This is a genomic window from Roseobacter cerasinus (assembly GCF_009811755.1).
Taxonomy (GTDB): Bacteria; Pseudomonadota; Alphaproteobacteria; order Rhodobacterales; family Rhodobacteraceae; genus Roseobacter; species Roseobacter cerasinus.
Genome location: NZ_BLIV01000011.1, coordinates 39,706 through 61,883 on the forward strand (window position 1 = coordinate 39,706; position 22,178 = coordinate 61,883).

The window sequence follows — 22,178 nt, forward strand, 5'->3', positions numbered from 1 at the left end:
AACTGATGGCCTACCGGTCTGAAGCCGAACCACAGCCTCAAAAACTGATCACATCCTCACCTGCAACGAGCCGGGCCTAGTCGTCATGAACATCGGCGATTGTCGTCTTGCCCAGCTGCTCGATCAAGGCCATCTCCGTTTGCTGCAGGATACCCGCGACCCTGCTATGGAGCGCGTTTTCAACGGAACAAGACAGGTTATGATCCGGGCTGCCCGCAGCCACAATGCTCTCGTCCAACGCGATGTAGACATCCGCAAGCGTGATGACCTCTGGTGACCGCGCAAGTCGCCAGCCCCCGGCATGTCCCTTTTCCGAGATAAGAAGGCCGGCTTCTCGCAACCGCCCCAACACGCGACGGACAACCACGGGGTTGGTACCAACGTGAGTCGCAATCTCGGCTGATGTCAGCATGCGCCCCTCATCATCCGCCATATGGCCGAGGGTATGGAGCGCAAGAGAAAGCTTACTATTCCGTTTCAAAGCCAAAATTACTCCAAACTTTGCCACAAGCGTAACACAGTCAGTTGCGATACTCTCGTAACTAGGATAGTTATGAGAACGAACTTGAGTTAAATCGCCGGGGGTCCTGTGGCACGATCGACATCCGCCCGCAATCTAGGCCAAAGCAGCTTGCGCCGCCATAGACGCGCACGCGATCCGATGGCGGTGTTCGATGGCTTGCCGGCACCGCTCCGGCAATGGTTATCGCAAGCTGCATTGCCGTGGTCTCCGGCCTCCGCGCATCGCATCTGGTCGACCTCTCGATCCAAAGGGCTTTCACCGGAAGAAGCACTTGTCTCGCTGAGCCGGGCCGAGGCCCGCATGCTGGCGCGTGACCATCATTCCACCATTTATCAACTCAATTCTAACACCTGAAGGAAACGCTCATGTCTCTCCTCTCCCGGCTCGCATTTGCCGCCATCCTGGCGCTTGGCGCGGCCCTGCCTGTTAGCGCGCAAGACGGCAGCCTCACCATTTCTGTCGGGTTTGTTTCCGATGATGAGGTGCCGGACCCGCGCGCAGGGTACAACGGCTGGATGTCCAACCAGACCGGCGTGACAGAGACGCTGATGGGCATCGACTATGACCTCAACCTCTATCCGCGCCTGGCCGAGAGCATTGAGCAATCCTCCCCCACGACCTGGCGTGTGACGCTGCGCGAGGGTGTCAGCTTCCATGACGGCTCGGATGTGACAGCGCAGGCCGTGGTTGACGCGATCATACCGATCTCGGAAGAGGGCCACCCGGGCAGCAACGCGCGTGTGTCGAAACTGCTGGATCTTGCAGGCATCTCCACCGATGGCGAGCGTGTGGTGGTCTTTGAGACCAACAGCCCGAACGCGGCCTTCCCCTGGTCGCTGTCCGAACCGGGCCTTGCCATCCTCGGCACCCCGTCCGAGGACTTCCCGATCAACGCTACCGGACCTTACATTTTCCGCGAAGCCATCCCGCAGCAGCTTTACCGGGTCGAAGCCAACCCGAACTATCGGCTGGGAGCTCCGGGCCTCGAAGAGGTGCGGGTGGTTGGCATGCCAAACCCAAGCTCCGCGGCACTGGCCTTCGAGGCCGGAGAGATTGATCTGGTCATCAACTATCCCGAAGCCGACTTCAAACGCATCACGGAAACCGGTGCAGTCGGGTTTTCGGCCCCCACCGCGCGGCTCTATTTCTACACCGTGAATGCTGCAAGCGGCCCAATGTCGAACCCGCTGATCCGCCAGGCTGTTTCTATCGCAATCGACCGGCAGGGCGTGGTGGATGCGGTGCTCTCGGGTGTCGGCGGGGTTCCGGCTGAAACCGTGTTCCCCAAAGGGAAAGGCTGGGCGGCTGATGTCTCGATGCCCTATGATCCGGTCAAGGCCGAAGAGCTGCTCGCCGAAGCGGGCGCCGTCAAGGAAAGCGGTCGCTGGATGCTCGACGGTGCGCCGCTTGAGCTCGATATCGTGACATACACGTCGCGCGCCGCCCTGCCGCCAACGGCAGAGCTGACCCAGGCCTTCCTCGCGGCCATCGGGGTCACTGCAAACATCAAAGTGGGTGAGTGGGGCGCCAGCAACGATCTGATCGCGGCAGGTGAGGCCGACATGTTCCTGCAGGCCTGGGTGACAACGCCCCAAGGCGATCCAGGTGCCGTGCTGGAAGCGCTGTTGAAATCCGATGGCGGGTCGAACTCAGGGAACTATGCCAACCCCGCGCTGGACAAGCTGCTGAACGACGGCCGCCTGACCTTCGAGCCGGAAAAGCGCGCGTTGATCTATGACGAGGTGCAGGAGATCATCGTGGCAGATGCGGCCATGATCCCCGTCTTTCATGTGGCCCAGGTGAACGTGAGCAAACCCGGTTTGACCGGCTACGCGGTACATCCCACGGAAACCTACTGGATCACACACGAGACGAAGTTCGCGGAATGACGCTCTCTGTTTCCGGCCTGAGCGCAGTACGATCAGGCCGGACCATCCTTCACCCCACTTCGCTGGTCATCGCGCCAGGTGCGCGGATCGGACTTGTGGGTTTGTCCGGCTCGGGCAAATCAACGCTGGGCCATGCCCTGATTGATGATCTGCGCGCGCAGGGGCGTAGCGTGGCCCACGTGCCACAAAGCCCGGACGAGGCGCTCGATCCGCTGCGCAGCATGGCGTTTCACTGGCAGGAGGCGGAACACGCACTGGGGCTGACACCTGGCTCGGCAGATCAGCGCGGCCTCTTTGCCGCCTTGAACATCGAAGGCGGCGATCTGAGCAAACGCCCCTGGAGCTGGAGCCGGGGGATGCAACAACGGTTTGTCATCGCCATGGCCCTGATTGGCACGCCGGATCTGATTGTTCTGGATGAGCCGACCTCGGCGCTGGACCCGGTGGTCGCGGCGGCCACGATGGATTTGCTCGACCGTCATCTGGACGGACGGGAGACCGCGATGATGCTGATCACCCACGATCTCGGCCTTGCGGCACGGCGGGTCTTCCAACTGATGGTCATGCATGACGGGCAGCTGGTGGAGCAGGCCCCGACCGATGACATCTTATTGCGTCCTCAGACCCGGGCCGCTCAGGCCTTGGTCGCGCATCGCAACTGGATGGCGCTGCCATGCTGAGGGTCAATCAAGTTTGGGTCAAGCGTGGAGCGGCGGTGGCCTTGCAGGATATCTCGCTCTCTCTAGAGCCCGGGCGCACCCTTGCCGTGGTTGGGGAAAGCGGCGCCGGGAAGTCGACGCTGATTGCGGCGATCCTTGGTTTGCTGCGCCCGTCCCATGGCGAAATTACCTGGGCGGGTGCGCCAGTGCGGGCTTGCCGCCCGGCGCTTGTTATGCAAGAGCCTAGGTCCGCGTTCAACCCGGTCCTGTCGCTGCGCCGCTCCGTGATGGAACCCATTGTGGCGAGCGGAGGGACCATCCCGGCGGATCGGCTCTGCCACCTCTGCGACGGGCTGGAGCTGCCGCCCGACATTCTCGACCGGCGGCCCACCGAAGTCTCGATTGGTCAGGCGCAGCGCGTCGGCATTTTGCGGGCCTTGGTCGCCTCCGCGCCGCTGGTGCTCTTTGACGAACCGCTCTCGGCGCTCGATGCCGTCACACAGAAGCACACGGCGCGGCTTATCTCTGACCTGCAATGCGAGGAAGGCTTTGCCGCGCTGATCGTCACCCATGATCTGGGCTATGCCGCCGCTCATGGCGACGAAATTGCGGTGCTGAAGTCTGGCCGGATCGAAGAGATCGCAACGCCAGAGCAGTTCGTCCTCACGCCAAAACCGGGCTATTGCGAACAGCTGCGCGACGCGGCGCTCGCCCTTGGTGCGTTGGAGGCCGCCGCATGATCATGGGCCTTTTGGGGTTTGTGCTGCGGGCGGCTGTGGTGCTGTCGGGCACGGCGGCTTTGACCTTCGCCTTGCTCTGGAACGCCCCGGGCGATCCTGCACAGGCCATCGCCATGGCGCGTTTCGATGCGCTTTTGACCGAAGATGTCATCGACCAAGTCCGCGCCGAAGCCGGGCTCGACATCAGTTTCTGGCCCGCCTTCACATCCTGGTTGGTGCCGTTGCTGTCGCTCGATTTCGGGAACTCGGCCGTCACGGGGCGTCCGGTGTGGCCGGATCTCGTCACCGCGATGAGCTACACGTTCCCCTTGGCCCTGGCCAGCCTGGCCGTGGGTCTCGCAGTCTCCCTGCCTCTGGCAGTTCTCGCCGCCAAGCGCCCCGGCAGCCTCGTTGACCGATGCGCCGTTGCGGTTGCCTCCCTGGGTGTCGCGATCCCCGCCTATTGGCTTGGCCTGCTGCTGATCCTGCTCTTCGCGGTGAAGCTGGCCTGGCTGCCCGCGATGGGTGCGCGAACTGCCGCCCATGCCATTCTGCCAGCGCTGACCCTGGGTCTGGGTGTCACGGCGTCCTTCACGCGCATTATCCGCTCGGGCATTCTGGAGGCGCGTGGCCAGCCGTTCCTGCCTGCAATCAGGCGCCGGGGTGTCTCCGACCGCGCCATCGGGCGCGACCATGTGGCCCCGCACGCGGCCATTCCGGTTGTGACGGTCTTTGGGTTGGAGCTTGCCTTTCTCTTGGAAGGTCTGGTGCTGGTCGAGGTGATCTTCGGACGCCCGGGCCTCGGCACTTTCCTGGTGCAGGCGATCTTGGCGCGGGACTTTCCGCATGTGCAGGCGGTGGTTGTCCTGACTGCGCTGATCTTCGTCACGGTCAACCTGCTGATAGATGGTATCTACCGGGTCATCGAACCCCGGATCGGAGAGCGCGATGCGTAGTGTCGCAACCCTCGTCGGGGTCATTCTGTTCCTGATTGTCTTCGGGCCACTGCTGGCGCCTCATGATCCCACGGCCATCGACATCCCGCACCGGCTCTCCCCGCCAGGCGAGGAATTTCTGCTCGGCACCGACGCCTTGGGGCGCGACATCCTTTCGCGCCTCCTGCATGGGGCACGGTGGTCCCTGGGCCTTGCGTTCTTCATCTCCCTGATCGGTCTCGCCATCGGCACCGCGCTTGGCCTCGCCGCAGCTTTGGGCGGCAAGGTCGTGGACTGGGCCATCATGCGCACCACCGATACGTTCCTTGCCTTTCCGGAGCTGGTCGCCGCCGTGGTGATCGCGGGTCTGATGGGCGCGGGCACCTGGAGCCTGATCTTCGCGCTGAGCGTGACCGGATGGATGCGCTACACAAGGGTCGCGCGCGGGGTTGGTCTGTCGTTGAGAACCCGGGGCTATGTCGTGCAGGCGCAATTGGCCGGGCTGTCTCCTCTGGCCATTGCCCGCTGGCACTACCTGCCGTCGCTATTGCCCTCGCTCACCGTTGTGTGGACGGGCATGTTTGCTCGCGCCATTCTGGGCATTTCGGCCTTGGGGTTTCTGGGCTTCGGGGTCCAGCCTCCCCTGCCCGAATGGGGCAGCATGCTGCTCGACGCGCGCGTGCACATGCGCTCCACCCCGTTGCAAATGATCTGGCCAGGGCTGGTTGTCGTCACCTGCGTGCTGGCCATCAACCTCGCGGGGGACGCCTTGCGGGATGCCCTTGCCGGAGACGATACACGCACGTGAGCGATCTCGACCGCCCTCTCTCGGCATCAGCCTCCGCATCCTCGCAGGGCTCTTGGGTGCCGGAGTGTTTGTCCGTGTGACGGCTGCAGGCCCAGACGTGCCTTTGGGCAAGGTTGTCTTCGTCCGCTCGTTCTTTGTTCTGATCCTCTTCCCCTGGTGGCACAGGGACTACGCGGCCCTCCTCTGACCCCTTCTTGCAGACCTCTTCATCTTCGACGCGCGGCTGTCGACAACCTTTCTGTTTGCAGCACCCATGATCCTGGCTGGAGCCATCTTCGCGGCACCGGCCAGCGTCAAATCTGCTTGCCATAGGAGGACCAGGGGAAAGATAGCGCCCGTGCGGGGCCCGTATGACAATGCTCAGCGCGAAGGTGGCCGCATCACGGAGCATCCCCACCTGCGCGGCCACGTGTAGCGTTGGACCACGCGAATGGCAGCCGCGCGTGCCATGCGCGTTTCGTGGCAGACACATGCCGCGCGCACCGCCCCAAAGCAAAAATAATGCCATACGTTAAGAAGGCGTTATCTTTCTGTGTATTCAATTCATTTGCGGGTCATCCAAGGAGACAAGCAAATGGCATCAAGAGCGGTGGAACACCGGACCCGGCTTCGTACAGCGCGTGCGGATACAGCACCGGGGTCGTTTCACGGCCTCATTGAAGGGGCCCAATTGCTTACTTTGAAAGGTGAGCGCGCCGTCGAAAGCCTACGGGTTGGGGATCATGTTCTCAGCCGACGCGGCGCGGTGCCAGTGATGCGGATTGATGTGTTGAGCGCCGTTATCCCCGCCATTTATGTTCTGGCGGGCTCGCTGGGCCATAGCCGCACCGACCGCGATGCGCTCCTCTCGGCGGACCAGATCGTGCATCTCAGCGACTGGCGCGCGGCTGCGTTTCAAGGACAGACATCGGCGCTGGTACGAGCCCGCAGCCTGGTCGATGGCGAGTTCGTACGGGATGTCGGGCAACAACTGGTGACCCTCTATCGCCTCTACTGCCCATCGCCGCAGATCCTCTTCGCGGATGGGCTGGAGCTTTGCACCGCAGATCTCCACACTGCTGAACCAAGCCATCAGATGCGCTAGAGCGACGTCAACCTCTGCTGTAGCGTCGGTTTGGCAGGACTTGAGTCCACGACGTCGAGACGCTTCAGGTGGAGTGGTCCTGCGCGGTGGCATAACGGCGATGCCACCGCGCCCACCCTCAACTGCGAAGGGTTGAATAGGCTCCCCATCTCGGTGCTATGGCGGGTTGCAAAAGGCAAGACAGACGAACGACAGGTCCGATCCGCAGAGATCAGCGGGTTTATCCTAAACACCCAGCGCGCGAAACACCTCCGGCAAGGTCTCGGGCAGATCCTCGGCAACGAGACCCGGGCCAAACCGCCGGGCGCAGGCACAATGCAAGTACACCGCGTGACACGCAGCCTGAAACGGGGCGTGCCCTCGCGCCATAAGCCCCAGGATGAAACCCGCCAGAACATCGCCGGAGCCAGCTGTCGCAAGCCAGGCCGTCCGGTCGTCGGCTGGGCTGACAACGGCGCGCCCCTGCGGATCTGCGATCACTGTGACAGCGCCTTTGAAAAGAATTGCAGAGCCTGTCTGCACGGCCGCGTCCAGCGTCACATCCAGCTTTGAGCAGGCCGGGCCGGACACTGGCGGCGCTGCATATCGCGCGGCCAAATCCGGGAAGAGCCGCGCAAACTCCCCTTGATGCGGTGTCAATACGCAACTGCCGTGCAGCGCGTCACGCAGGCTTTGGTCTTCGGACAACAACGTCAGCGCGTCTGCATCCAGAACCGTCGGGCGCTTCAGGGCCAGCAGCTCTGCAAGCATGTCGCGCGCCCCTGCCCCGCCCCCCATGGCCGGACCGGCACAAAACGCATTGGCCCGCGTATCAGCGCCAAAGAACGCCTTGAGATCTGCGGCGTCGTCAACCACGCGCTGCATCACGGCTGTCTGATGGGCGGCAACCTCAGGCAGAGCGTCGGCGCGCGCGGCCACGGTCACCAGCCCTGCGCCGATCCTCAATGCCCCGCGAGCGGCCAAACGGGCGGCACCTGTGCGCCCTGCCGGTCCGCTCAAGACCACGGCGTGCCCATGGGTATATTTGTGCGCAGGCCCCGCTTTGCGCAGATCCTCCGCGGCAGGCGCCGTGGCCAAGGCAACGGCCGGCCCCGGGATGGAGGTCATGGGCGCTTTCGGCAGCCCGATGTCCTTCACAACAGTGGCGCTGGAATGCGCCCTCTCTGGCCCATCCAACACATGCCCCGGCTTGAAGCAGTGAAATGTCACCGTCAAATCGGCCCGAACCGCCGCACCGAGGGCGCGCCCGCTGTCAGCACAGATGCCGGAGGGCACGTCGACCGCGACCACCCTGCCACTGCCTTGTGCAGTAACCTGTGCGAGCTGCTCTGCCAGCCGGTCGAGCGGCGCAGTCAAAGCGCGGGTCAGTCCAATCCCGAACAGCGCATCCACAACAAGATCCGGCATCGTCTCCGCATCAAACTGCGCCTCTTCGATTGGTCTGACCTGACCCATCTCGGCCCATTGGGTGTGATTTGCCCGGGCGTCTGGCGGCAGTTTTCGCGGATCACCCAAGGCAAAGACGGTGACGCCCCACCCCCGATCACACAGCAGCCGAGCGACGACATAGCCGTCGCCCCCGTTGTTGCCGGGGCCACAGAGAATACAGGCGCGACCTGCTTGCTCAGTCAGGTCCGGCCAAGCCTCAAAAACAGCATCGCAAACACCCCGACCCGCACGCTCCATCAACACCCGGCCAGTCACATGACCCTGTGCCATCGTCTCAATTTCAAGCGTTCTCATCTGTGCCGAGGTCAAGATTTGGGGCATGTAGGTACCGTCGATTCAGTTTTGATTACTTTTTATGCGTTCAGCCTGAAATTTAAGCGCACTCTTGCCAAATTTGTAGCCAAACATGAGCAGTCTACGTCAATCCATGGACCACTCCAGCCCGAAATGGTCTGAACCATTTGGACATTGGCGAGGGAGGCCCCCATGAAGAAAATCGAAGCGGTGATCAAGCCGTTCAAGCTCGACGAGGTGAAAGAGGCCCTCCAGGAAGTGGGTGTTCAGGGGCTGTCCGTCATCGAGGTCAAGGGTTTCGGTCGCCAAAAGGGCCACACCGAACTGTACCGCGGCGCCGAATACGTGGTCGATTTTCTGCCAAAGGTCAAAATCGAGATTGTTCTGGACGATGACATGGTCGACGCCGCCGTCGACGCCATCGTGGACGCCGCCAAGACCGAGAAGATTGGCGACGGCAAGATTTTCATTTCGCCTGTAGAGCAATCAATCCGCATCCGCACCGGCGAAACCGGATCTGACGCGCTCTGAGCGCGGCACAGACACATCATTCCAACCAAGAGGGATATACGAGAATGAGCAAAGATCTTTTGAAGATGATGAAGGACGAGGATGTGGCCTACGTCGACATCCGCTTCACCGACCCGCGTGGCAAGCTGCAGCACGTGACAGTGATGGCCGACCAAGTGGACGAGGACTTCCTTGAAGAAGGCTTCATGTTCGACGGCTCCTCCATCGCGGGTTGGAAATCCATCGAAGCCTCCGACATGAAGCTGATGCCCGATGTGGACAGCGCCTATGTCGACCCCTTCTATGCAGAGAAAACTGTCTGCCTGCACTGCTCCATCGTTGAGCCTGACACCGGCGAAGCCTACGAGCGCGACCCGCGCTCAACCGCAGAAAAAGCCGAGGCTTACCTCAAATCGTCCGGCATCGGTGACGTGGCTTACTTCGGTCCAGAGGCGGAATTCTTTCTCTTCGATAATGTCAAGTTCGCAAACGAAATCAATAAAGTGTCCTACGAGGTTGATGCGATTGACGCCTCCTGGAACACCGACACCGACTACGAGATGGGCAACATGGGTCACCGTCCCGGCGTCAAGGGCGGCTACTTCCCGGTGAACCCCACCGACGAGAGCCAGGACCTGCGCTCCGAGATGCTCTCGACCATGAAGCGTCTGGGCATGAAGGTGGACAAGCACCACCACGAGGTGGCGTCCTGCCAGCACGAGCTAGGCCTGATCTTCGACAGCCTGACCAAACAGGCCGATGAGCTGCAGAAGTACAAATATGTGATCCACAACGTGGCCCACGCCTACGGCAAGTCCGCCACCTTCATGCCCAAGCCGATCTACGGCGACAACGGCACTGGCATGCACTGCAACATGTCGATCTGGAAAGACGGCAAGCCGCTTTTTGCAGGCGACAAATACGCGGATCTCTCGGATGAAGCGCTCTGGTTCATCGGCGGTATCCTGAAGCACGCGAAGGCGCTGAACGCCTTCACCAACCCGTCCACGAACTCCTACAAGCGCCTGATCCCGGGCTTTGAGGCGCCCGTGCTGCGCGCCTATTCGGCCCGCAACCGCTCCGGCTGTGTCCGGATCCCGTGGACCGAGAGCCCGAAAGCCAAACGTGTTGAGGCCCGCTTCCCCGATCCGTCGGCGAACCCCTACCTGTGCTTTGCAGCTCTGCTGATGGCCGGCCTGGACGGGATCACCAACAAGATCGACCCGGGTGAGGCGATGGACAAGAACCTCTACGACCTGCCCGCCGAAGAGCTGGAAGGCATCCCGACCGTCTGCGGCTCCTTGCGCGAAGCCATCGAAGAGTTGGAGGCCGACATGGACTTCCTGCTCGCGGGTGACGTCTTCACCAAGGATCAGATCGAAGGCTATATCGAGCTGAAGATGGAAGAGATCGAAACCTACGAGCACACACCGCACCCCGTAGAATTCGGGATGTATTACAGTTGCTAGAGGCCAAGGGCCTCTAGCAACTGAGCCGGGAAAGCGAGTTTTTGCAAGAAACTTGCGGCTGGCCCGGTCGAACAATAAGCAAAAGGCGCGGATACCTTCCGCGCCTTTTTCTATACGCTGCAACCCGCGCCACCTCTGCCGCAACGCGCCCCGCCCGCCGCAGGCGCAAGCCCGCTTTGCGGGCTTTCAATAAAAGATGTGACCGCCCGTCTGGCTCCGCCAGACGGGCGGTCTCCATTGGATCACAGAAAAATCCCAACCAATTTTGCGTTTTGCAGGTTTTGGTGCATCATCACCACATTTGATCGACACATTTTTTCCGGAGACCTGTTTCATGACGCTGTTTTTTTCCCGCCGTGGGTACGACGGCACCAAGCACCGTTTTACCAAGAACCCCTCAAAGGACACCTACTACCTCGCCCCCACCAATCCCAAAAACGTCACCAAGAAAGACGTCATCTCACAGAAAGACTGGCTGGCCAAAGTCAAAGCACAGGCGCACAGCCGCGACATCACCATCTTCGTACATGGCTACAATACCGCCCAATCCGAGATGCTGGCCCGCACCGCCAAGATCGAGGCCGGTCTGCGCAGGCATGGCTATCGCGGAGCAGTCATTGGCTTTGACTGGCCCAGTGACGGGCGCGGTACGCTCGTCTCCTACGCCCGTGACCGCAAGGACGCCAAGAGAACAGCGGCGTCGCTGGTCGAAGACGGCATTCTGCCGCTGCTAACCCTGGCCCCCCGCCACAGGATCAACCTGATCGCGCACTCCATGGGCGCTTATCTGACGCTGCGGGGGTTTTCCGGTTTCAATGACGCCAGCGGCCCGGGCGCCTCGGTCTGGAAAACCAATCAGATCCTCTTTGTGTCCGGCGACGCCGATCAGGATTGGATGAGCAAGGGCGCCTGGGGCGCGTTGGTCCTGGCACACCGCAGTCGACGCTTTACGAACTACTTCAGCCAGCTCGACGATATTCTGAACGGCGCCGTTGTGCTGAACGGCGGCGCCAAACGGGTTGGTCGCAGCGGGATTAAACCGCTCATTCACAAGAACCACGTGGATATCTACAGCCACGAACAGTACCTCAAAGATGTGAAGCTCCAGGACCGCACAGCCCTCAACTCGCACCGCTGGTGGTTCGACAATGACAAATTCTATCACGACGCAGCACTGACCCTTGCCGGGCAGGATGCGCAGTCCATGCCGACGCGACGTAAGATGAACACAACCGATCTGGCCCTGTTGAGCTGACGCGCTGTGGCCTTGCGCGAAGGGCGCGCGCGCCCTATACGCAGCGCAAGGCCGCTGGCGCCTGCCGTTCGCATCCGTGGTGAAGCCAGCGCGAACCGTCCGATCTCTGATCCAATGGGTCGCCATCGGCCAGGCAATGCGAACACCCGGTACCGTCCTGCGATCCAATGGAGTGGATGATGGATATCGCCCTACCCTCCCGCGATGCGCTCAAGGCTCAGGCCAAGCGTTTGCGGATCAAACTGGCCGAAACCGGCCAAACCCTTTCGCACAGTGCGGCACTTGAAGCTGTGGCTCACCAATGGGGCGCGCGGGATTGGAACACGCTCAGCGCATGGGCCGGAGAGCAGCCCAAACCTGTCTGGCAGGTTGGCCAGCGCGTGTCCGGCCGCTATCTCGGTCACCCGTTTCGCGGCCATATCCGCGCCGCCCAACAACGGGGGACCACACACTGGCGGCTGACCCTGCGGCTCGACGCCCCTGTCGACGTCGCACGTTCGCCGCATTTCTCCTGCCTGCGTCAGCACATCAGCTGCACGCTGGATGCGCGGGGGCGCAGCCCGCAGAAGACGTCCGATGGCGTGCCGCAGATGGTGCTGGACGATCACTGGGCACGGCCCTGACCCTCCGGGCGCCCTTAGGGGCACCCGGATCTCACCACATAAGTGTGAATGGAGAACACCACCGTCCCGCTGCGCGGCATCCGCACAATGCACTGCCGCTCGGCCCGGTGGTATGGGGCGCTGATCCCATCCTCCCTGTTTTGCGGCGGGTCGAGGACCGAGCGGGGCTGGAACAGCTCAGGGTCATGGAACGGCAACCCGTTAGACCGCCACAGCGGGCGACCCACCTGCACCCCGTCAAACAGCCGCTGCACACGGCGCGCAAGCGCGTCGTCATAATTCTCGACGGCGCCGTGAATGTGGATCAGAGGGCGCCCGGCCTTTTCGCTGAGCAGCCAGCGCGCTGGAAAACACAAGTTAGCCGCGACCAGAACATGCTCTGCCCCGCGTTTGTCCATCAGGCAGATATCTTCCTGTACCAGCTGCCCGAGAACGACGAGCGGCACATCACTCTCCAAATCAACCACGACCCCATCGGGGCACCGGCAGTGCCGCCCGTCGATGTGGAACCCCAGCTCCGGCAGCGCCTCCAGCGCCTCAGCCAGCACCTCCGCAGAGACCGCCTCCGCCTCAGGATCCTGCCAATAGACATCATCCCGCTGCGCCGCGATCAACGCTCGGCGATGGGCCATTTGCGCTTCATACGCCTCGTCGACCCGCAACCAGGGGGCCTGCAGCGGCTGTATCCCCGGCAGGGCGCGCGCCTGCCGCATCTCGTCGGGAATGGACTTCTGTAAAATCTCAACCATGACAAGCCTTTACCCTTCGATCCCGGCCCTGTCCGCCAGTTACGACCACCGTTGATGTCGCAGACAAACAGTCACGCACTCTGATTCGCGCGCAGTCTGACCCAAGCACAAGGGCGGCCCGCGATGAACCAGCATGTCAGCAACACGCGCAAGATCGATCCCCATCGTGGCGCGGTCTTGGGCGATGGCACGGCAAACGATCAGAATCGCATCGAGATCGGACCAACTCAGCTGGCCTTTGCGGAGTGGGAGGCCGCTGGGCTCGCCCTTCCCGATCTTCCAGCCATGCGGGCTTACCGCCATGCACGGCTGACCCAGCGTATCGTTGACCGTGGCTATGCAGGGCTGCTGATGACCGACCCTCTGAACATCCGCTACGCCACGGATTCGACCAACATGCAGCTTTGGAACACGCATAACCCGTTCCGCGCCGTACTGCTTTGCGCAGACGGCTACATGGTGATCTGGGATTACAAGAACGCACCCTTCCTGTCACAGTTTAACCCCCTCGTGCGCGAACAGCGCGCGGGCGCTGATCTGTTCTATTTCAGCCGTGGTGACAGGGTGGGCCGTCAAGCGGATGTCTTCGCCAAAGAGGTGCGTGATTTGCTGGACACACATGCTCCCGGAGAGCGACGCCTGGCCGTGGACAAGATCATGCTGCACGGGCTGCGCAGCCTGGAAGCGCAGGGCTATGCCATCATGGACGGTGAAGAGGTCACCGAAAAGGCACGTTCGGTCAAAGGCCCTGACGAAATCCTTGCCATGCGGTGCGCCGTACACGCGTGCGAACAGGCGGTGCACACCATGGAAGACTTTGCCCGCACACATGTGGGAGACGGCAAGACCTGCGAGGACGACATCTGGGCGGTGCTGCATGCCGAGAACATCAAGCGCGGCGGCGAATGGATCGAAACGCGGCTGCTGACATCGGGGCCGCGCACCAACCCCTGGTTTCAGGAATGTGGCGCGCGGATCTGTCAGCGCAATGAAATCATCGCCTTCGACACGGATCTGGTGGGCACCTATGGCATCTGCACCGATATCTCACGCACCTGGTGGATCGGCGAGGCGCCTCCGCGCCCTGACATGATCTACGCCATGCAGCACAGCATCGAACACATCCAGTGCAACATGGAGCTGTTGCGGCCCGGCGTGACCATCCCGGAGCTGACGGCTGCGAGCCACCGTTTGGACGACTGCTACCAAAGACAGAAATACAGCTGCCTCATGCATGGCGTAGGCCTATGCGATGAATGGCCCTTGATCGCCTATCCGGATCAGGCGGTCCCCGGCGACTGTGACTATGCGCTTGAGCCGGGCATGACCCTCTGTGTTGAAGTGCTGTGCGGTGAGGTGGGCGGTGACTTTTCGATCAAGCTGGAGGATCAGGTTTTGATCACCGAAGACGGCTATGAGAACCTGACGCGCTACCCCTTTGATGCCGCACTGCAAGGCGCCTGAAACCATGCACCCGCGACGCCCGATCACTTGTTTTGTGGAGAAGTCACATCGCCGATGCCAAGCGGCGACCCAAAACCGTGTTACAGCTGATGCTTAGATGCCGGTGCGGTATCGGCCATCTGTGAACCGCAGTTGAGCTGTCACTCCAGCACTTTATCTTCGGGCCAGCGAATACTCTGATTGAGCAAAATGCGCGCGGTCTGGTCAGGCTGGATATTCAGATCCCACTTCAACACCCCCCTCATGCCCTCATACCTTTGCTCAGCAGACTCCGGGTCTGCAGTGAATGTGATCACCAGATCTTCCTGCTCGCTGTAAGGAACCTGGCCAATCAGCTCCAATGCATATGATTTCTGGCCAAGATTGGTCACAATGATCCGTGTTTCTTCGGCCCGCAGGTTTGAGCGGCTGATCAAACCGGTATCGCCATCAGTTCGATCAAGCACCTGTCGTTCCAGTCGCAGGTCTTCAATGGCCCCGAACGCCAGAACACCCTCGTCTCCGGCCGGAATTTCCGGCATCTCCGCCACTCCGACCAATTCATTGTCAACCGAGAAGAAGGTATTTCCTGATCGGAAGATGGGCTCGTCAGACCTGTTCGTGAACCGAGCCATGAGATACGCCGTTTCGTCTGCGAGAGGAACCGCACGGGCAAACACCTCTGCGGGAAATGCGATCGTATCCAGGGAAATCCGAACCGCATCCACATCTTTTGCCACCGTGACGGGCGCAGGTACATCATAGGTCACACCGGGGCCATCATAGATTGCCGCTGCGGTTTCTACCTCCTCCACAACAACCGGAGCCTCCACAAATTGCTCTTGGAGCTGCCTGGAGCTGCTGTGCAACGGCTTGGCAGTAGGTGTTGGGTCGACGGCCCTGAGCTTTCGAGGAAAGACGTCATAAGGCATCAACCTTTCCGATACCGACAAGGTCGACAGACTCATCTCAACATTTGTCCAATCTTCGCCGCTGTATTGCTCAACAGCGGCACCGCGCCGGACGCTGACCTGTGCCGGTTGTGCTGTGGACAGGGAAACATCGTAGAGCGGCTCCCAGTTGGCGGGCACGAAGTAAGAGACGGAAAGCTCCGCAGTTGTCGCGGTTTCCGTCGACAGCGTGAGTTCAGCTTGAAAGCGATCTTCCTCCGCCGTCAGTAAGACGGCCAAGGCCTCATCCGCGTTTTTGACGGCGTCTTCCAGGTCTTCGCGTCTCTCACGCATGCCGCGCACGGCCTTTTCTGCATCCAGTATCTGCTGTCGTGCGCGTCGGGTCTGTTCTCCGACCATAACCGCAATCTCATGCAGGTTGCCCGCGTCCGAGGACAGTCCTTCATTCTTCGCCAATGTTCTGAGAAAATCTATCTGCATGGTCGCAGCTTCCGCAGCTGACATCACACGGGCCTCGTCATCCATGTGATTGGCCAGCGCGGCTTCGGCGCTTTGCAACTGCGCCCGCGCGGCGACAATGTCTTCTGTCTCCGCGTCAACGAGGGGCGGCAACGCATCTTTCCGCACCGAGACCGGCCCCAAGATCGCGTTCGTCACTGCAATTTGCGGAACCTGGTATTCGAGTTCGGGAGGCAGGTCCGGCAAAACGATACTGTGGCGACCGGCTGGCAGCTCCAAGGTCAGCTTGCGCGTCACCTTGGCGCCTCCAATATAGACAATAGCGGAGCTTGGCGCGCTGGTGACAATGAAGGTTTCGCAGAACGCCGGCGAGGCGACACACAGCAAGGAGAACCAAAGCAGTCTGATTTTCATGACGGCCCAACTTTCTTAGTCCAGATATGGAGATGGTGCCGCCGTCTGGCCGCAATTGAAAGCGTTGTCTTGTCCCATCATGCGCTGAAACCCCTGCTTTGCCATTCCGGGACCCAGCTTGTCTCGCGCCCCTAGCCGCTGGATCACGACTTCGGTAACGGGAAGATCTGCAATTGATCCAGCACGTGGCGCGTCAATCTCTGACGCTCCGGCGCGGCATCAAACCCCGACAGATCCATGTTCACCGCAAAGACATGTATCTCGTCTCCCCGGACCACCCAACCGACATACCAACCCAGATCATCCTGCCCCCGGCGAAGATTGTAACCGCTCTTGGCATAGAGCGTCGCTGTGTCCTGCACCTCTGCCCTCATGATCTCTCGGGCCTCTGCATAGGTGCGGCGTGACAGCGGCAGCTCCTCGCGCGCCAACTGCGCCAGAAACCCGATCTGCTCCTCTGCGCTGATCGCCAGTGGTCCCCGCAGCCAATAGGTCTGAAGGTCCTCTGCCCCGCCCACATCAGCATTGCCGTAGTTAAAGCGGGTCAACCAGTCCGACATCACCGCGCCACCCAGACCCTGCGCAATCTCCTGATAGACCCAGACGGCGGAGCGCTGAAACGCCTGCGGCAGCGCCTGATCCTGGTTCCAGGAGTCCAGGAACCGCGCCTTGCCGTCCCATTTAAAGATGGTCTGCGGCGTGGCATAGCCGGTTTCCAGGGCGATCAGCGTATGCGGAATTTTCGAGGTGGATGCTGGCTGAAACCGCTCTTCGGCCCGGGCGAAGTTGCTGCTCCAGACCTGCCCGTCCGACAGCCGCTGCACAACCACCGCCGTTGTGGCGTTCTCAATCCCCGCATCGGCGACATAGTCTGAAATATCAATAGGTTGCGCCATGGCCCCTCCGGCCAGAACCACGCAGGCCACGATCCATCTCACTAGGCTCATTCGATCTTTTCTCCTGTTGATCTCTGCTCATTGGCCCGACGTCTACGCTGGCAGCGGACGACTCAAAAGCACATTTGGCGCGCGCCAAACCGGACCCGGCGCGTTTTTGCTGATCTCCAAGGGCGCACCCCGTCCCGGCAGATCGCGCGCAATCTCATCAACACAGGACAGCAAGCCGTCACCTCCCCGTGATCCCCCTGTCACACCTCTTGCATGGCGCGCACGCCCGTCCCACTCTGAAAGCACAAAGGAGCGCTGCCATGCCCACAGAACGGATCACCTTTCCCGGCCACGATGGCTCGGAGCTTGCTGCACGGCTGGATTTGCCGGACGGCCCACATCTGGCGACGGCGCTCTTTGCCCATTGCTTCACCTGCGGCAAGGACATCCCGGCGGCCCGGCGGATCGCAGCGCGGCTCTCCTCCATGGGGATCGCGGTCCTACGCTTTGACTTTACCGGGCTCGGCCACTCTCGTGGCGAATTTGCCAACACCACCTTCACCTCGAATGTAGATGATCTGATTGCGGCCAGCCGCTATCTGAACGGGCGTGGTATGGCCCCGGCTCTTCTCATCGGTCACTCTCTGGGCGGGGCTGCTGTTCTCAAAGCAGGCGCCAAATTGGAGACAATCAAAGCCGTGGCAACGCTTGGAGCTCCCTCTGACCCCGGCCATGTCACCCACAACTTTGCGGATGCGTTGCCGGAGATTGAGGCGCATGGCAGTGCCGAATTGTCGCTGGGCGGGCGTCCTTTCCGCATCGGGCGAGGGTTTGTTGAGGATGTCGCACACAACGAGCTGACCCCGGCCATCGCCACACTCAACGCGGCCCTGCTTGTGATGCATGCACCGCGTGACGAAATTGTCTCCATCGACAATGCAGGCGATATCTTCCAGACCGCAAAGCATCCCAAGAGCTTCGTCACCCTTGACAGCGCCGATCACCTGATCACCCGCCCAGAAGACGCCGACTACGCCGCTGATGTGATTGCCACCTGGGCGCGCCGGTACATCACGCTGTGCCCCCCGGCCCCGCCCCCTGGGGCCCCGGAGGGCGTCTTGCGCGTGTCAGAAGCGGACCCGGATGGGTATCTCACCGACATCACCTCCTCCGATGGCCACCACCTGCTCGCGGATGAGCCACTGGCTTATGGCGGCACCAATAGAGGGCTCAGCCCCTACGGCTTTCTCTCTGCCGGGCTGGGCGCCTGTACCTCCATGACCTTGCGCATGTACGCCCGCCGCAAGGGCTGGCCGCTGACCCATGTATCGGTCGATGTCAGCCACAACAAGGTCCATGCGCAGGATGCAGAAACAGCCGTCGGCGAGCAGATCGACACCTGGAAACGGCGGATCACACTAACAGGTCAGCTTGACGCCGCGCAACGCGCCCGCCTCTTGGAGATCGCCGATAAGTGCCCTGTCCACCGCACATTGGAACGCAGCTCCACCGTGATCACCGAACTGGTCGAAGACACGGCCTCCGAACCGGTGTAAACCAAAGCCCCGTCTGCTGCGGGGGCTCAGGGCGCCACGAACGCCCCTAGAAAAGAATGAGGCGCGGCCCACAGGGCCGCGCCTCACATTTTAACTGATTTGGTAGAATCTTAGCCGCGCGCGCCGCCCACCAGCTTCCAGATCGCGGGCAGGATCAGCGCCGCCAACGCCAGCTTCACCGCATCTCCCAGCAGAAAGGGGGTCAGACCCCATTCCAGGATCGGCTTGTCCCAACCATAAAGCTGACCCAGCCACAAAAGGCCCGGCACATAGAGCAGAATGTTACCCAGCAGCATCGCCACAGCCATCCACAGCATTGACCGGTCCCAGCCGCGTTGCGCCAGCGCCCCCAACAGCACTGTGGCCATGACATAGCCAACAAGATAGCCGCCGGTGCCGCCCATCATGTATTCAATCCCATTCAGATCAGCGGTCGAGCTTTGAAACACATCAAATCCCAGCGCGCCGATGATCATATAGCCCAGGATCGTCGCCAGCCCGAGCCGCGCGCCATAGGCCGCGCCAATGGTCAGCACCGCAAAGGTCCCGAGGTTCATCAGCACGGGCGAGCCCGGTACGGGCACTTTGATATTCGCCGCAACAGTGAGCAGAGTGATGCCCAGCACCACCAAAACGGCCTGCTTGATACGCCGCGCGGTCCCGGCTTGCGGGCCGAAATGATCTGCCAGAACGGCGTGGGAGGCAGTCAGTTGCATAAGGCTCGGTCTCCTGTTGGAAAGTTTGACCCTTCAATGCCGCAGCCCTTCCGGCGGTGCAAGCCCTGTTGCGCTAACAGCGCTCATATTGGCTGGACATCTCATAGTCCTTTCGCGGCCCGCGAACGGTCCAAGCTGTCGAAAACGCAGGCCAGTCCGCAAAATCATACCGCACAGAGTATGTATCCGGATCGCACCAGTGCTCGGCATTGCCTCCCCGCGCAGGTACCTGATGAAAAAACCGGCCATCGTCAAAATAGACACAAAGCCCCTCGCGCCAGAGATATTTGCGCTCCGCCTGCATGGGTTGACTGCCCGGCATCTGCAAAAGACCTGTTTCATGATAGATGAGCTCCTGTGCCTCCGGCTGCCAGACCGCGTGCCCGGCAAACTCCGCCTGGGCTCCGCCCGTATGCCGGATCTGCCGCGTGAGTCGCCAGCGCCCTATGAAGTCCCCCAGCGTCCGACCGGGTTGGTTCACCGGCCCCTGTTCCACACTGTCTCTCATTCAACGCTCCGCCCTGCCCGATTTCGCTGGCACGCTGCCTTGTGGCTCTACCCCGCGCAGTTTATGAGCGCAGCCAAGCCGACACAAACGCGAAAAGGTGCGCTGATGATCCCCCGCTACTCCCGCCCCGACATGGTTGCCATCTGGTCCCCAGAAATGAAATTCCGCATTTGGTTCGAGATCGAGGCCCATGCCTGTGACGCGATGGCAGACCTTGGCGTCATCCCGCGCGAAAACGCCGAAGCGGTCTGGAAAGCCAAGGATGTAGAGTTCGACGTGGCCCGCATCGATGAAATCGAAGCCGTTACCAAGCATGATGTCATCGCTTTTCTGACGCATCTGGCCGAACATGTGGGCAGCGATGAAGCACGATTTGTACACCAAGGCATGACCTCTTCGGACGTGCTCGACACCTGTTTCAACGTGCAGCTCACCCGCGCCGCCGACATCCTGATAGACGACACCAAGGCCCTGCTCGCCGCCCTGAAACGCCGCGCCTACGAGCACAAGGACACCGTGCGCATCGGGCGCAGCCACGGCATCCACGCCGAACCCACCACCATGGGCCTGACCTTCGCACGCTTCTATGCGGAAATGGACCGCAACCTGAACCGCCTCGAAAAGGCCCGCTACGAGATCGCTACCGGTGCCATCTCGGGCGCAGTCGGCACCTTCGCCAACATTGACCCAGCAGTGGAAGACCACGTCTGCAAACAGATGGGGCTGGAACCCGAGCCGATCTCGACCCAGGTCATCCCGCGCGACCGCCACGCTGCCTTCTTTGCCGCGCTCGGCGTCGTGGCCAGTTCCATCGAGAACATCGCCACTGAAATACGCCACATGCAGCGCACCGAAGTGCTGGAAGGGGCGGAGTTCTTCTCCATGGGGCAAAAGGGCTCTTCGGCCATGCCGCACAAGAAGAACCCGGTGCTGACCGAAAACCTCACCGGCCTCGCGCGCATGGTCCGCTCCGCCGTTGTGCCCGCGATGGAAAACGTGGCGCTCTGGCACGAACGCGACATCTCGCACAGCTCTGTCGAGCGGATGGTCGGGCCAGACACCACCATCACGCTCGATTTCGCGCTGGCACGGCTCACCGGCGTGATCGACAAGATGCTGATCTTCCCCGACAACATGCTGGAGAATATGAACAAATTCCCCGGTCTGGTGATGAGCCAACGCGTGTTGCTCGCCCTCACCCAGGCCGGTGTCAGCCGCGAGGATGCCTATACCTTCGTGCAGCGCAATGCGCTCAAAGTGTGGGAGCATCGCACGGATTTCAAAGAAGAATTGCTCGCCGATCCGGATGTGACAGCTGCCCTCAGCCCGGCCGAAATCGAAGAGAAATTCGACCTCGGCTATCACACCAAACACGTCGATACGATCTTTGCGCGGGTGTTCAAGGACTAGGCAACAGCCCCAAGCGGGCCTGCGACCGGGGTGCTTTTTGTTGACCAAGGGTCAAGCCCTGCTACCTTTGAATGCATCGCAAAAAGGAGACCCGCAATGACGATCAAGACTTTGGCCGCTGCGGTGGCCCTCACCTTTGTCCCGGCGCTGGCATTCGCCGCTGGCTGCAACTACGGCAAGCAGGAAGTGACCATGTCCTGCGCCGCCGGCACCGTCTACGACAGTACGACGAACAGCTGCATCGCCACGACAACCTGAAAAAACTTATGCGATCACAGGCTCGTGATCGCATAAAAGCATCGGCTGCCCCGTAACCCTCGTATTAAGTATGTTATGAAGTAAGGAGCATCCATGCGTATTCTCTTAAGTGCCATTCTTCTGGTCCCATCCATTGCTCTGGCTGATGGCGGCAACGACCGCCCGCCGTCAAAACCAGCGGTGACGTGCGAGGGCGCGAAAGTCTATGACAAGAAGACAAAAACCTGTGTCGATGCGCAGGAAAGCAATCTGAAAACTGACGAGATTTACCTGACCGTGCGGCAGCTGGCCTATGCCGGGCGCTATGATGACGCGCAAACCCTGACGCAGGCTCTGCCTGAGGGGCACTTGGGGCGCCTGACCTACATGGGCTTCACTCATCGCAAGCTGGGCAATCTTGAGTTGGCGAATGTGTTTTACGAACAGGCGATTGCCGAAAACCCGCACAACATTCTCGCACGGTCCTACATGGGCCAAGGGTTGGTAGAGGCCGGTGATATGGTGGGCGCCGTCGCGCAGTTGCGGGCCATTCGGGCCCATGGCGGCGCAGGCACATGGTCCGAGACCGCCCTGCAAAACGCTATCGCAACGGGCACGACCTACAACTACTAAAACCGTCTGTTTTTGCTTTGTTCTCAGGCAATCTTTAA

At 61.2% G+C, this 22,178-nt stretch carries 23 protein-coding genes; 16 read left to right on the top strand and 7 right to left on the bottom strand.

Features of this window, described 5'->3' with window-relative positions:
* Positions 1-76: 76 nt before the first annotated feature.
* Positions 77-481: an RrF2 family transcriptional regulator gene (locus So717_RS20555; RefSeq protein WP_159980828.1), complete on the bottom strand. Its 405-nt coding sequence runs from the start codon at positions 479-481 to the stop codon at positions 77-79.
* Positions 482-589: 108 nt separating this feature from the next.
* Between So717_RS20555 and So717_RS20560 the strand changes: the two genes are divergently transcribed.
* From So717_RS20560 to So717_RS20590, 7 genes are all read left to right on the top strand, one after another.
* Positions 590-877: a DUF6525 family protein gene (locus So717_RS20560; protein WP_275113691.1), complete on the top strand. Its 288-nt coding sequence runs from the start codon at positions 590-592 to the stop codon at positions 875-877.
* A gap of 11 nt (positions 878-888) precedes the next feature.
* Positions 889-2,412, top strand: a complete 1,524-nt coding sequence (locus tag So717_RS20565) for an ABC transporter substrate-binding protein (RefSeq protein ID WP_159980832.1) — start codon at positions 889-891, stop codon at positions 2,410-2,412.
* Positions 2,409-3,092: an ATP-binding cassette domain-containing protein gene (locus tag So717_RS20570; protein WP_159980834.1), complete on the top strand. Its 684-nt coding sequence runs from the start codon at positions 2,409-2,411 to the stop codon at positions 3,090-3,092. The genes So717_RS20565 and So717_RS20570 overlap by 4 nt, the downstream gene beginning before the upstream one ends.
* Complete coding sequence (locus So717_RS20575) at positions 3,086-3,811, top strand: ABC transporter ATP-binding protein (RefSeq protein ID WP_159980836.1); 726 nt, start codon at positions 3,086-3,088, stop codon at positions 3,809-3,811. The genes So717_RS20570 and So717_RS20575 overlap by 7 nt, the downstream gene beginning before the upstream one ends.
* Positions 3,808-4,746 carry an ABC transporter permease gene (locus So717_RS20580; protein ID WP_159980838.1) on the top strand — a complete coding sequence of 313 codons (939 nt, stop codon included), beginning with the start codon at positions 3,808-3,810 and terminating at the stop codon, positions 4,744-4,746. The genes So717_RS20575 and So717_RS20580 overlap by 4 nt, the downstream gene beginning before the upstream one ends.
* Complete coding sequence (locus So717_RS20585; protein ID WP_159980840.1) at positions 4,739-5,533, top strand: ABC transporter permease; 795 nt, start codon at positions 4,739-4,741, stop codon at positions 5,531-5,533. The genes So717_RS20580 and So717_RS20585 overlap by 8 nt, the downstream gene beginning before the upstream one ends.
* Positions 5,534-6,107: 574 nt before the next feature.
* On the top strand, positions 6,108-6,617 hold the full coding sequence (locus tag So717_RS20590; protein ID WP_159980842.1) for a Hint domain-containing protein: 510 nt from the start codon (positions 6,108-6,110) through the stop codon (positions 6,615-6,617).
* Between the two features lie 225 nt (positions 6,618-6,842).
* Here So717_RS20590 and So717_RS20595 read toward each other — a convergent pair whose 3' ends face one another.
* Positions 6,843-8,360, bottom strand: coding sequence for an NAD(P)H-hydrate dehydratase (locus So717_RS20595; RefSeq protein WP_306439509.1), 1,518 nt, complete (start codon positions 8,358-8,360; stop codon positions 6,843-6,845).
* Positions 8,361-8,552: 192 nt separating this feature from the next.
* Here So717_RS20595 and So717_RS20600 point away from each other — a divergent pair, with 192 nt between their 5' ends.
* The 4 genes from So717_RS20600 to So717_RS20615 all read left to right on the top strand — a co-directional run bounded on the left by So717_RS20600 (position 8,553) and on the right by So717_RS20615 (position 12,217).
* Entirely contained in the window at positions 8,553-8,891 is a 339-nt protein-coding gene (locus So717_RS20600) for a P-II family nitrogen regulator (protein ID WP_159980846.1), read from the top strand.
* Between the two features lie 44 nt (positions 8,892-8,935).
* Positions 8,936-10,339 (top strand): type I glutamate--ammonia ligase, encoded by a 1,404-nt coding sequence (gene glnA, locus So717_RS20605; RefSeq protein ID WP_159980849.1) that lies wholly within the window; start codon positions 8,936-8,938, stop codon positions 10,337-10,339.
* A 334-nt stretch (positions 10,340-10,673) separates the two neighbouring features.
* The gene (locus tag So717_RS20610; protein WP_159980851.1) at positions 10,674-11,594 is read left to right on the top strand and encodes an alpha/beta fold hydrolase; all 921 of its coding nucleotides are present in this window, start codon (positions 10,674-10,676) and stop codon (positions 11,592-11,594) included.
* A gap of 179 nt (positions 11,595-11,773) precedes the next feature.
* A complete protein-coding gene (locus tag So717_RS20615; RefSeq protein WP_306439510.1) occupies positions 11,774-12,217 on the top strand; it encodes a glyoxalase superfamily protein in 444 nt (147 codons plus the stop codon).
* Positions 12,218-12,231: 14 nt separating this feature from the next.
* On the opposite strand, the gene So717_RS20620 is transcribed toward So717_RS20615, so the two are convergent.
* Complete coding sequence (locus tag So717_RS20620; protein ID WP_159980855.1) at positions 12,232-12,966, bottom strand: heme-dependent oxidative N-demethylase family protein; 735 nt, start codon at positions 12,964-12,966, stop codon at positions 12,232-12,234.
* 123 nt (positions 12,967-13,089) lie between these two features.
* Between So717_RS20620 and dddP the strand changes: the two genes are divergently transcribed.
* Positions 13,090-14,430, top strand: a complete 1,341-nt coding sequence (gene dddP / locus So717_RS20625) for a dimethylsulfonioproprionate lyase DddP (RefSeq protein WP_159980857.1) — start codon at positions 13,090-13,092, stop codon at positions 14,428-14,430.
* Positions 14,431-14,570: 140 nt separating this feature from the next.
* Here the strand turns inward: dddP and So717_RS20630 are convergent, their stop codons facing one another.
* Together So717_RS20630 and So717_RS20635 are read right to left on the bottom strand one after the other, a co-directional pair.
* Positions 14,571-16,193, bottom strand: a complete 1,623-nt coding sequence (locus So717_RS20630) for a DUF4139 domain-containing protein (RefSeq protein ID WP_159980859.1) — start codon at positions 16,191-16,193, stop codon at positions 14,571-14,573.
* A gap of 143 nt (positions 16,194-16,336) precedes the next feature.
* Positions 16,337-17,140, bottom strand: coding sequence for a penicillin-binding transpeptidase domain-containing protein (locus So717_RS20635; protein ID WP_159980861.1), 804 nt, complete (start codon positions 17,138-17,140; stop codon positions 16,337-16,339).
* A gap of 260 nt (positions 17,141-17,400) precedes the next feature.
* Here So717_RS20635 and So717_RS20640 point away from each other — a divergent pair, with 260 nt between their 5' ends.
* Positions 17,401-18,636, top strand: a complete 1,236-nt coding sequence (locus So717_RS20640; protein ID WP_159980863.1) for a bifunctional alpha/beta hydrolase/OsmC family protein — start codon at positions 17,401-17,403, stop codon at positions 18,634-18,636.
* Positions 18,637-18,746: 110 nt separating this feature from the next.
* Here So717_RS20640 and So717_RS20645 read toward each other — a convergent pair whose 3' ends face one another.
* Both So717_RS20645 and So717_RS20650 read right to left on the bottom strand, forming a co-directional pair.
* Complete coding sequence (locus So717_RS20645) at positions 18,747-19,352, bottom strand: biotin transporter BioY (protein ID WP_159980865.1); 606 nt, start codon at positions 19,350-19,352, stop codon at positions 18,747-18,749.
* A gap of 73 nt (positions 19,353-19,425) precedes the next feature.
* Positions 19,426-19,860 carry a DUF6314 family protein gene (locus So717_RS20650; RefSeq protein ID WP_159980867.1) on the bottom strand — a complete coding sequence of 145 codons (435 nt, stop codon included), beginning with the start codon at positions 19,858-19,860 and terminating at the stop codon, positions 19,426-19,428.
* A gap of 105 nt (positions 19,861-19,965) precedes the next feature.
* Here So717_RS20650 and purB point away from each other — a divergent pair, with 105 nt between their 5' ends.
* From purB to So717_RS20665, 3 genes are all read left to right on the top strand, one after another.
* Positions 19,966-21,270, top strand: a complete 1,305-nt coding sequence (gene purB / locus So717_RS20655; protein WP_159980962.1) for an adenylosuccinate lyase — start codon at positions 19,966-19,968, stop codon at positions 21,268-21,270.
* Positions 21,271-21,366: 96 nt separating this feature from the next.
* Positions 21,367-21,528 carry an adenylosuccinate lyase gene (locus So717_RS20660; protein ID WP_159980869.1) on the top strand — a complete coding sequence of 54 codons (162 nt, stop codon included), beginning with the start codon at positions 21,367-21,369 and terminating at the stop codon, positions 21,526-21,528.
* A gap of 93 nt (positions 21,529-21,621) precedes the next feature.
* The gene (locus tag So717_RS20665; protein ID WP_159980871.1) at positions 21,622-22,140 is read left to right on the top strand and encodes a tetratricopeptide repeat protein; all 519 of its coding nucleotides are present in this window, start codon (positions 21,622-21,624) and stop codon (positions 22,138-22,140) included.
* Positions 22,141-22,178: the final 38 nt, after the last annotated feature.

Coding starts and splice junctions, on each gene's coding strand:
- So717_RS20565 (WP_159980832.1), top strand. CDS start 889: ATGTCTCTCCTCTCCCGGCTCGCATTTGCCGCCATCCTGGCGCTTGGC.
- So717_RS20570 (WP_159980834.1), top strand. CDS start 2,409: ATGACGCTCTCTGTTTCCGGCCTGAGCGCAGTACGATCAGGCCGGACC.
- So717_RS20575 (WP_159980836.1), top strand. CDS start 3,086: ATGCTGAGGGTCAATCAAGTTTGGGTCAAGCGTGGAGCGGCGGTGGCC.
- So717_RS20580 (WP_159980838.1), top strand. CDS start 3,808: ATGATCATGGGCCTTTTGGGGTTTGTGCTGCGGGCGGCTGTGGTGCTG.
- So717_RS20585 (WP_159980840.1), top strand. CDS start 4,739: ATGCGTAGTGTCGCAACCCTCGTCGGGGTCATTCTGTTCCTGATTGTC.
- So717_RS20590 (WP_159980842.1), top strand. CDS start 6,108: ATGGCATCAAGAGCGGTGGAACACCGGACCCGGCTTCGTACAGCGCGT.
- So717_RS20595 (WP_306439509.1), bottom strand. CDS start 8,360: ATGAGAACGCTTGAAATTGAGACGATGGCACAGGGTCATGTGACTGGC.
- So717_RS20600 (WP_159980846.1), top strand. CDS start 8,553: ATGAAGAAAATCGAAGCGGTGATCAAGCCGTTCAAGCTCGACGAGGTG.
- glnA (WP_159980849.1), top strand. CDS start 8,936: ATGAGCAAAGATCTTTTGAAGATGATGAAGGACGAGGATGTGGCCTAC.
- So717_RS20610 (WP_159980851.1), top strand. CDS start 10,674: ATGACGCTGTTTTTTTCCCGCCGTGGGTACGACGGCACCAAGCACCGT.
- So717_RS20615 (WP_306439510.1), top strand. CDS start 11,774: ATGGATATCGCCCTACCCTCCCGCGATGCGCTCAAGGCTCAGGCCAAG.
- So717_RS20620 (WP_159980855.1), bottom strand. CDS start 12,966: ATGGTTGAGATTTTACAGAAGTCCATTCCCGACGAGATGCGGCAGGCG.
- dddP (WP_159980857.1), top strand. CDS start 13,090: ATGAACCAGCATGTCAGCAACACGCGCAAGATCGATCCCCATCGTGGC.
- So717_RS20630 (WP_159980859.1), bottom strand. CDS start 16,193: ATGAAAATCAGACTGCTTTGGTTCTCCTTGCTGTGTGTCGCCTCGCCG.
- So717_RS20635 (WP_159980861.1), bottom strand. CDS start 17,140: ATGAGCCTAGTGAGATGGATCGTGGCCTGCGTGGTTCTGGCCGGAGGG.
- So717_RS20640 (WP_159980863.1), top strand. CDS start 17,401: ATGCCCACAGAACGGATCACCTTTCCCGGCCACGATGGCTCGGAGCTT.
- So717_RS20645 (WP_159980865.1), bottom strand. CDS start 19,352: ATGCAACTGACTGCCTCCCACGCCGTTCTGGCAGATCATTTCGGCCCG.
- So717_RS20650 (WP_159980867.1), bottom strand. CDS start 19,860: ATGAGAGACAGTGTGGAACAGGGGCCGGTGAACCAACCCGGTCGGACG.
- purB (WP_159980962.1), top strand. CDS start 19,966: ATGATCCCCCGCTACTCCCGCCCCGACATGGTTGCCATCTGGTCCCCA.
- So717_RS20660 (WP_159980869.1), top strand. CDS start 21,367: ATGACGATCAAGACTTTGGCCGCTGCGGTGGCCCTCACCTTTGTCCCG.
- So717_RS20665 (WP_159980871.1), top strand. CDS start 21,622: ATGCGTATTCTCTTAAGTGCCATTCTTCTGGTCCCATCCATTGCTCTG.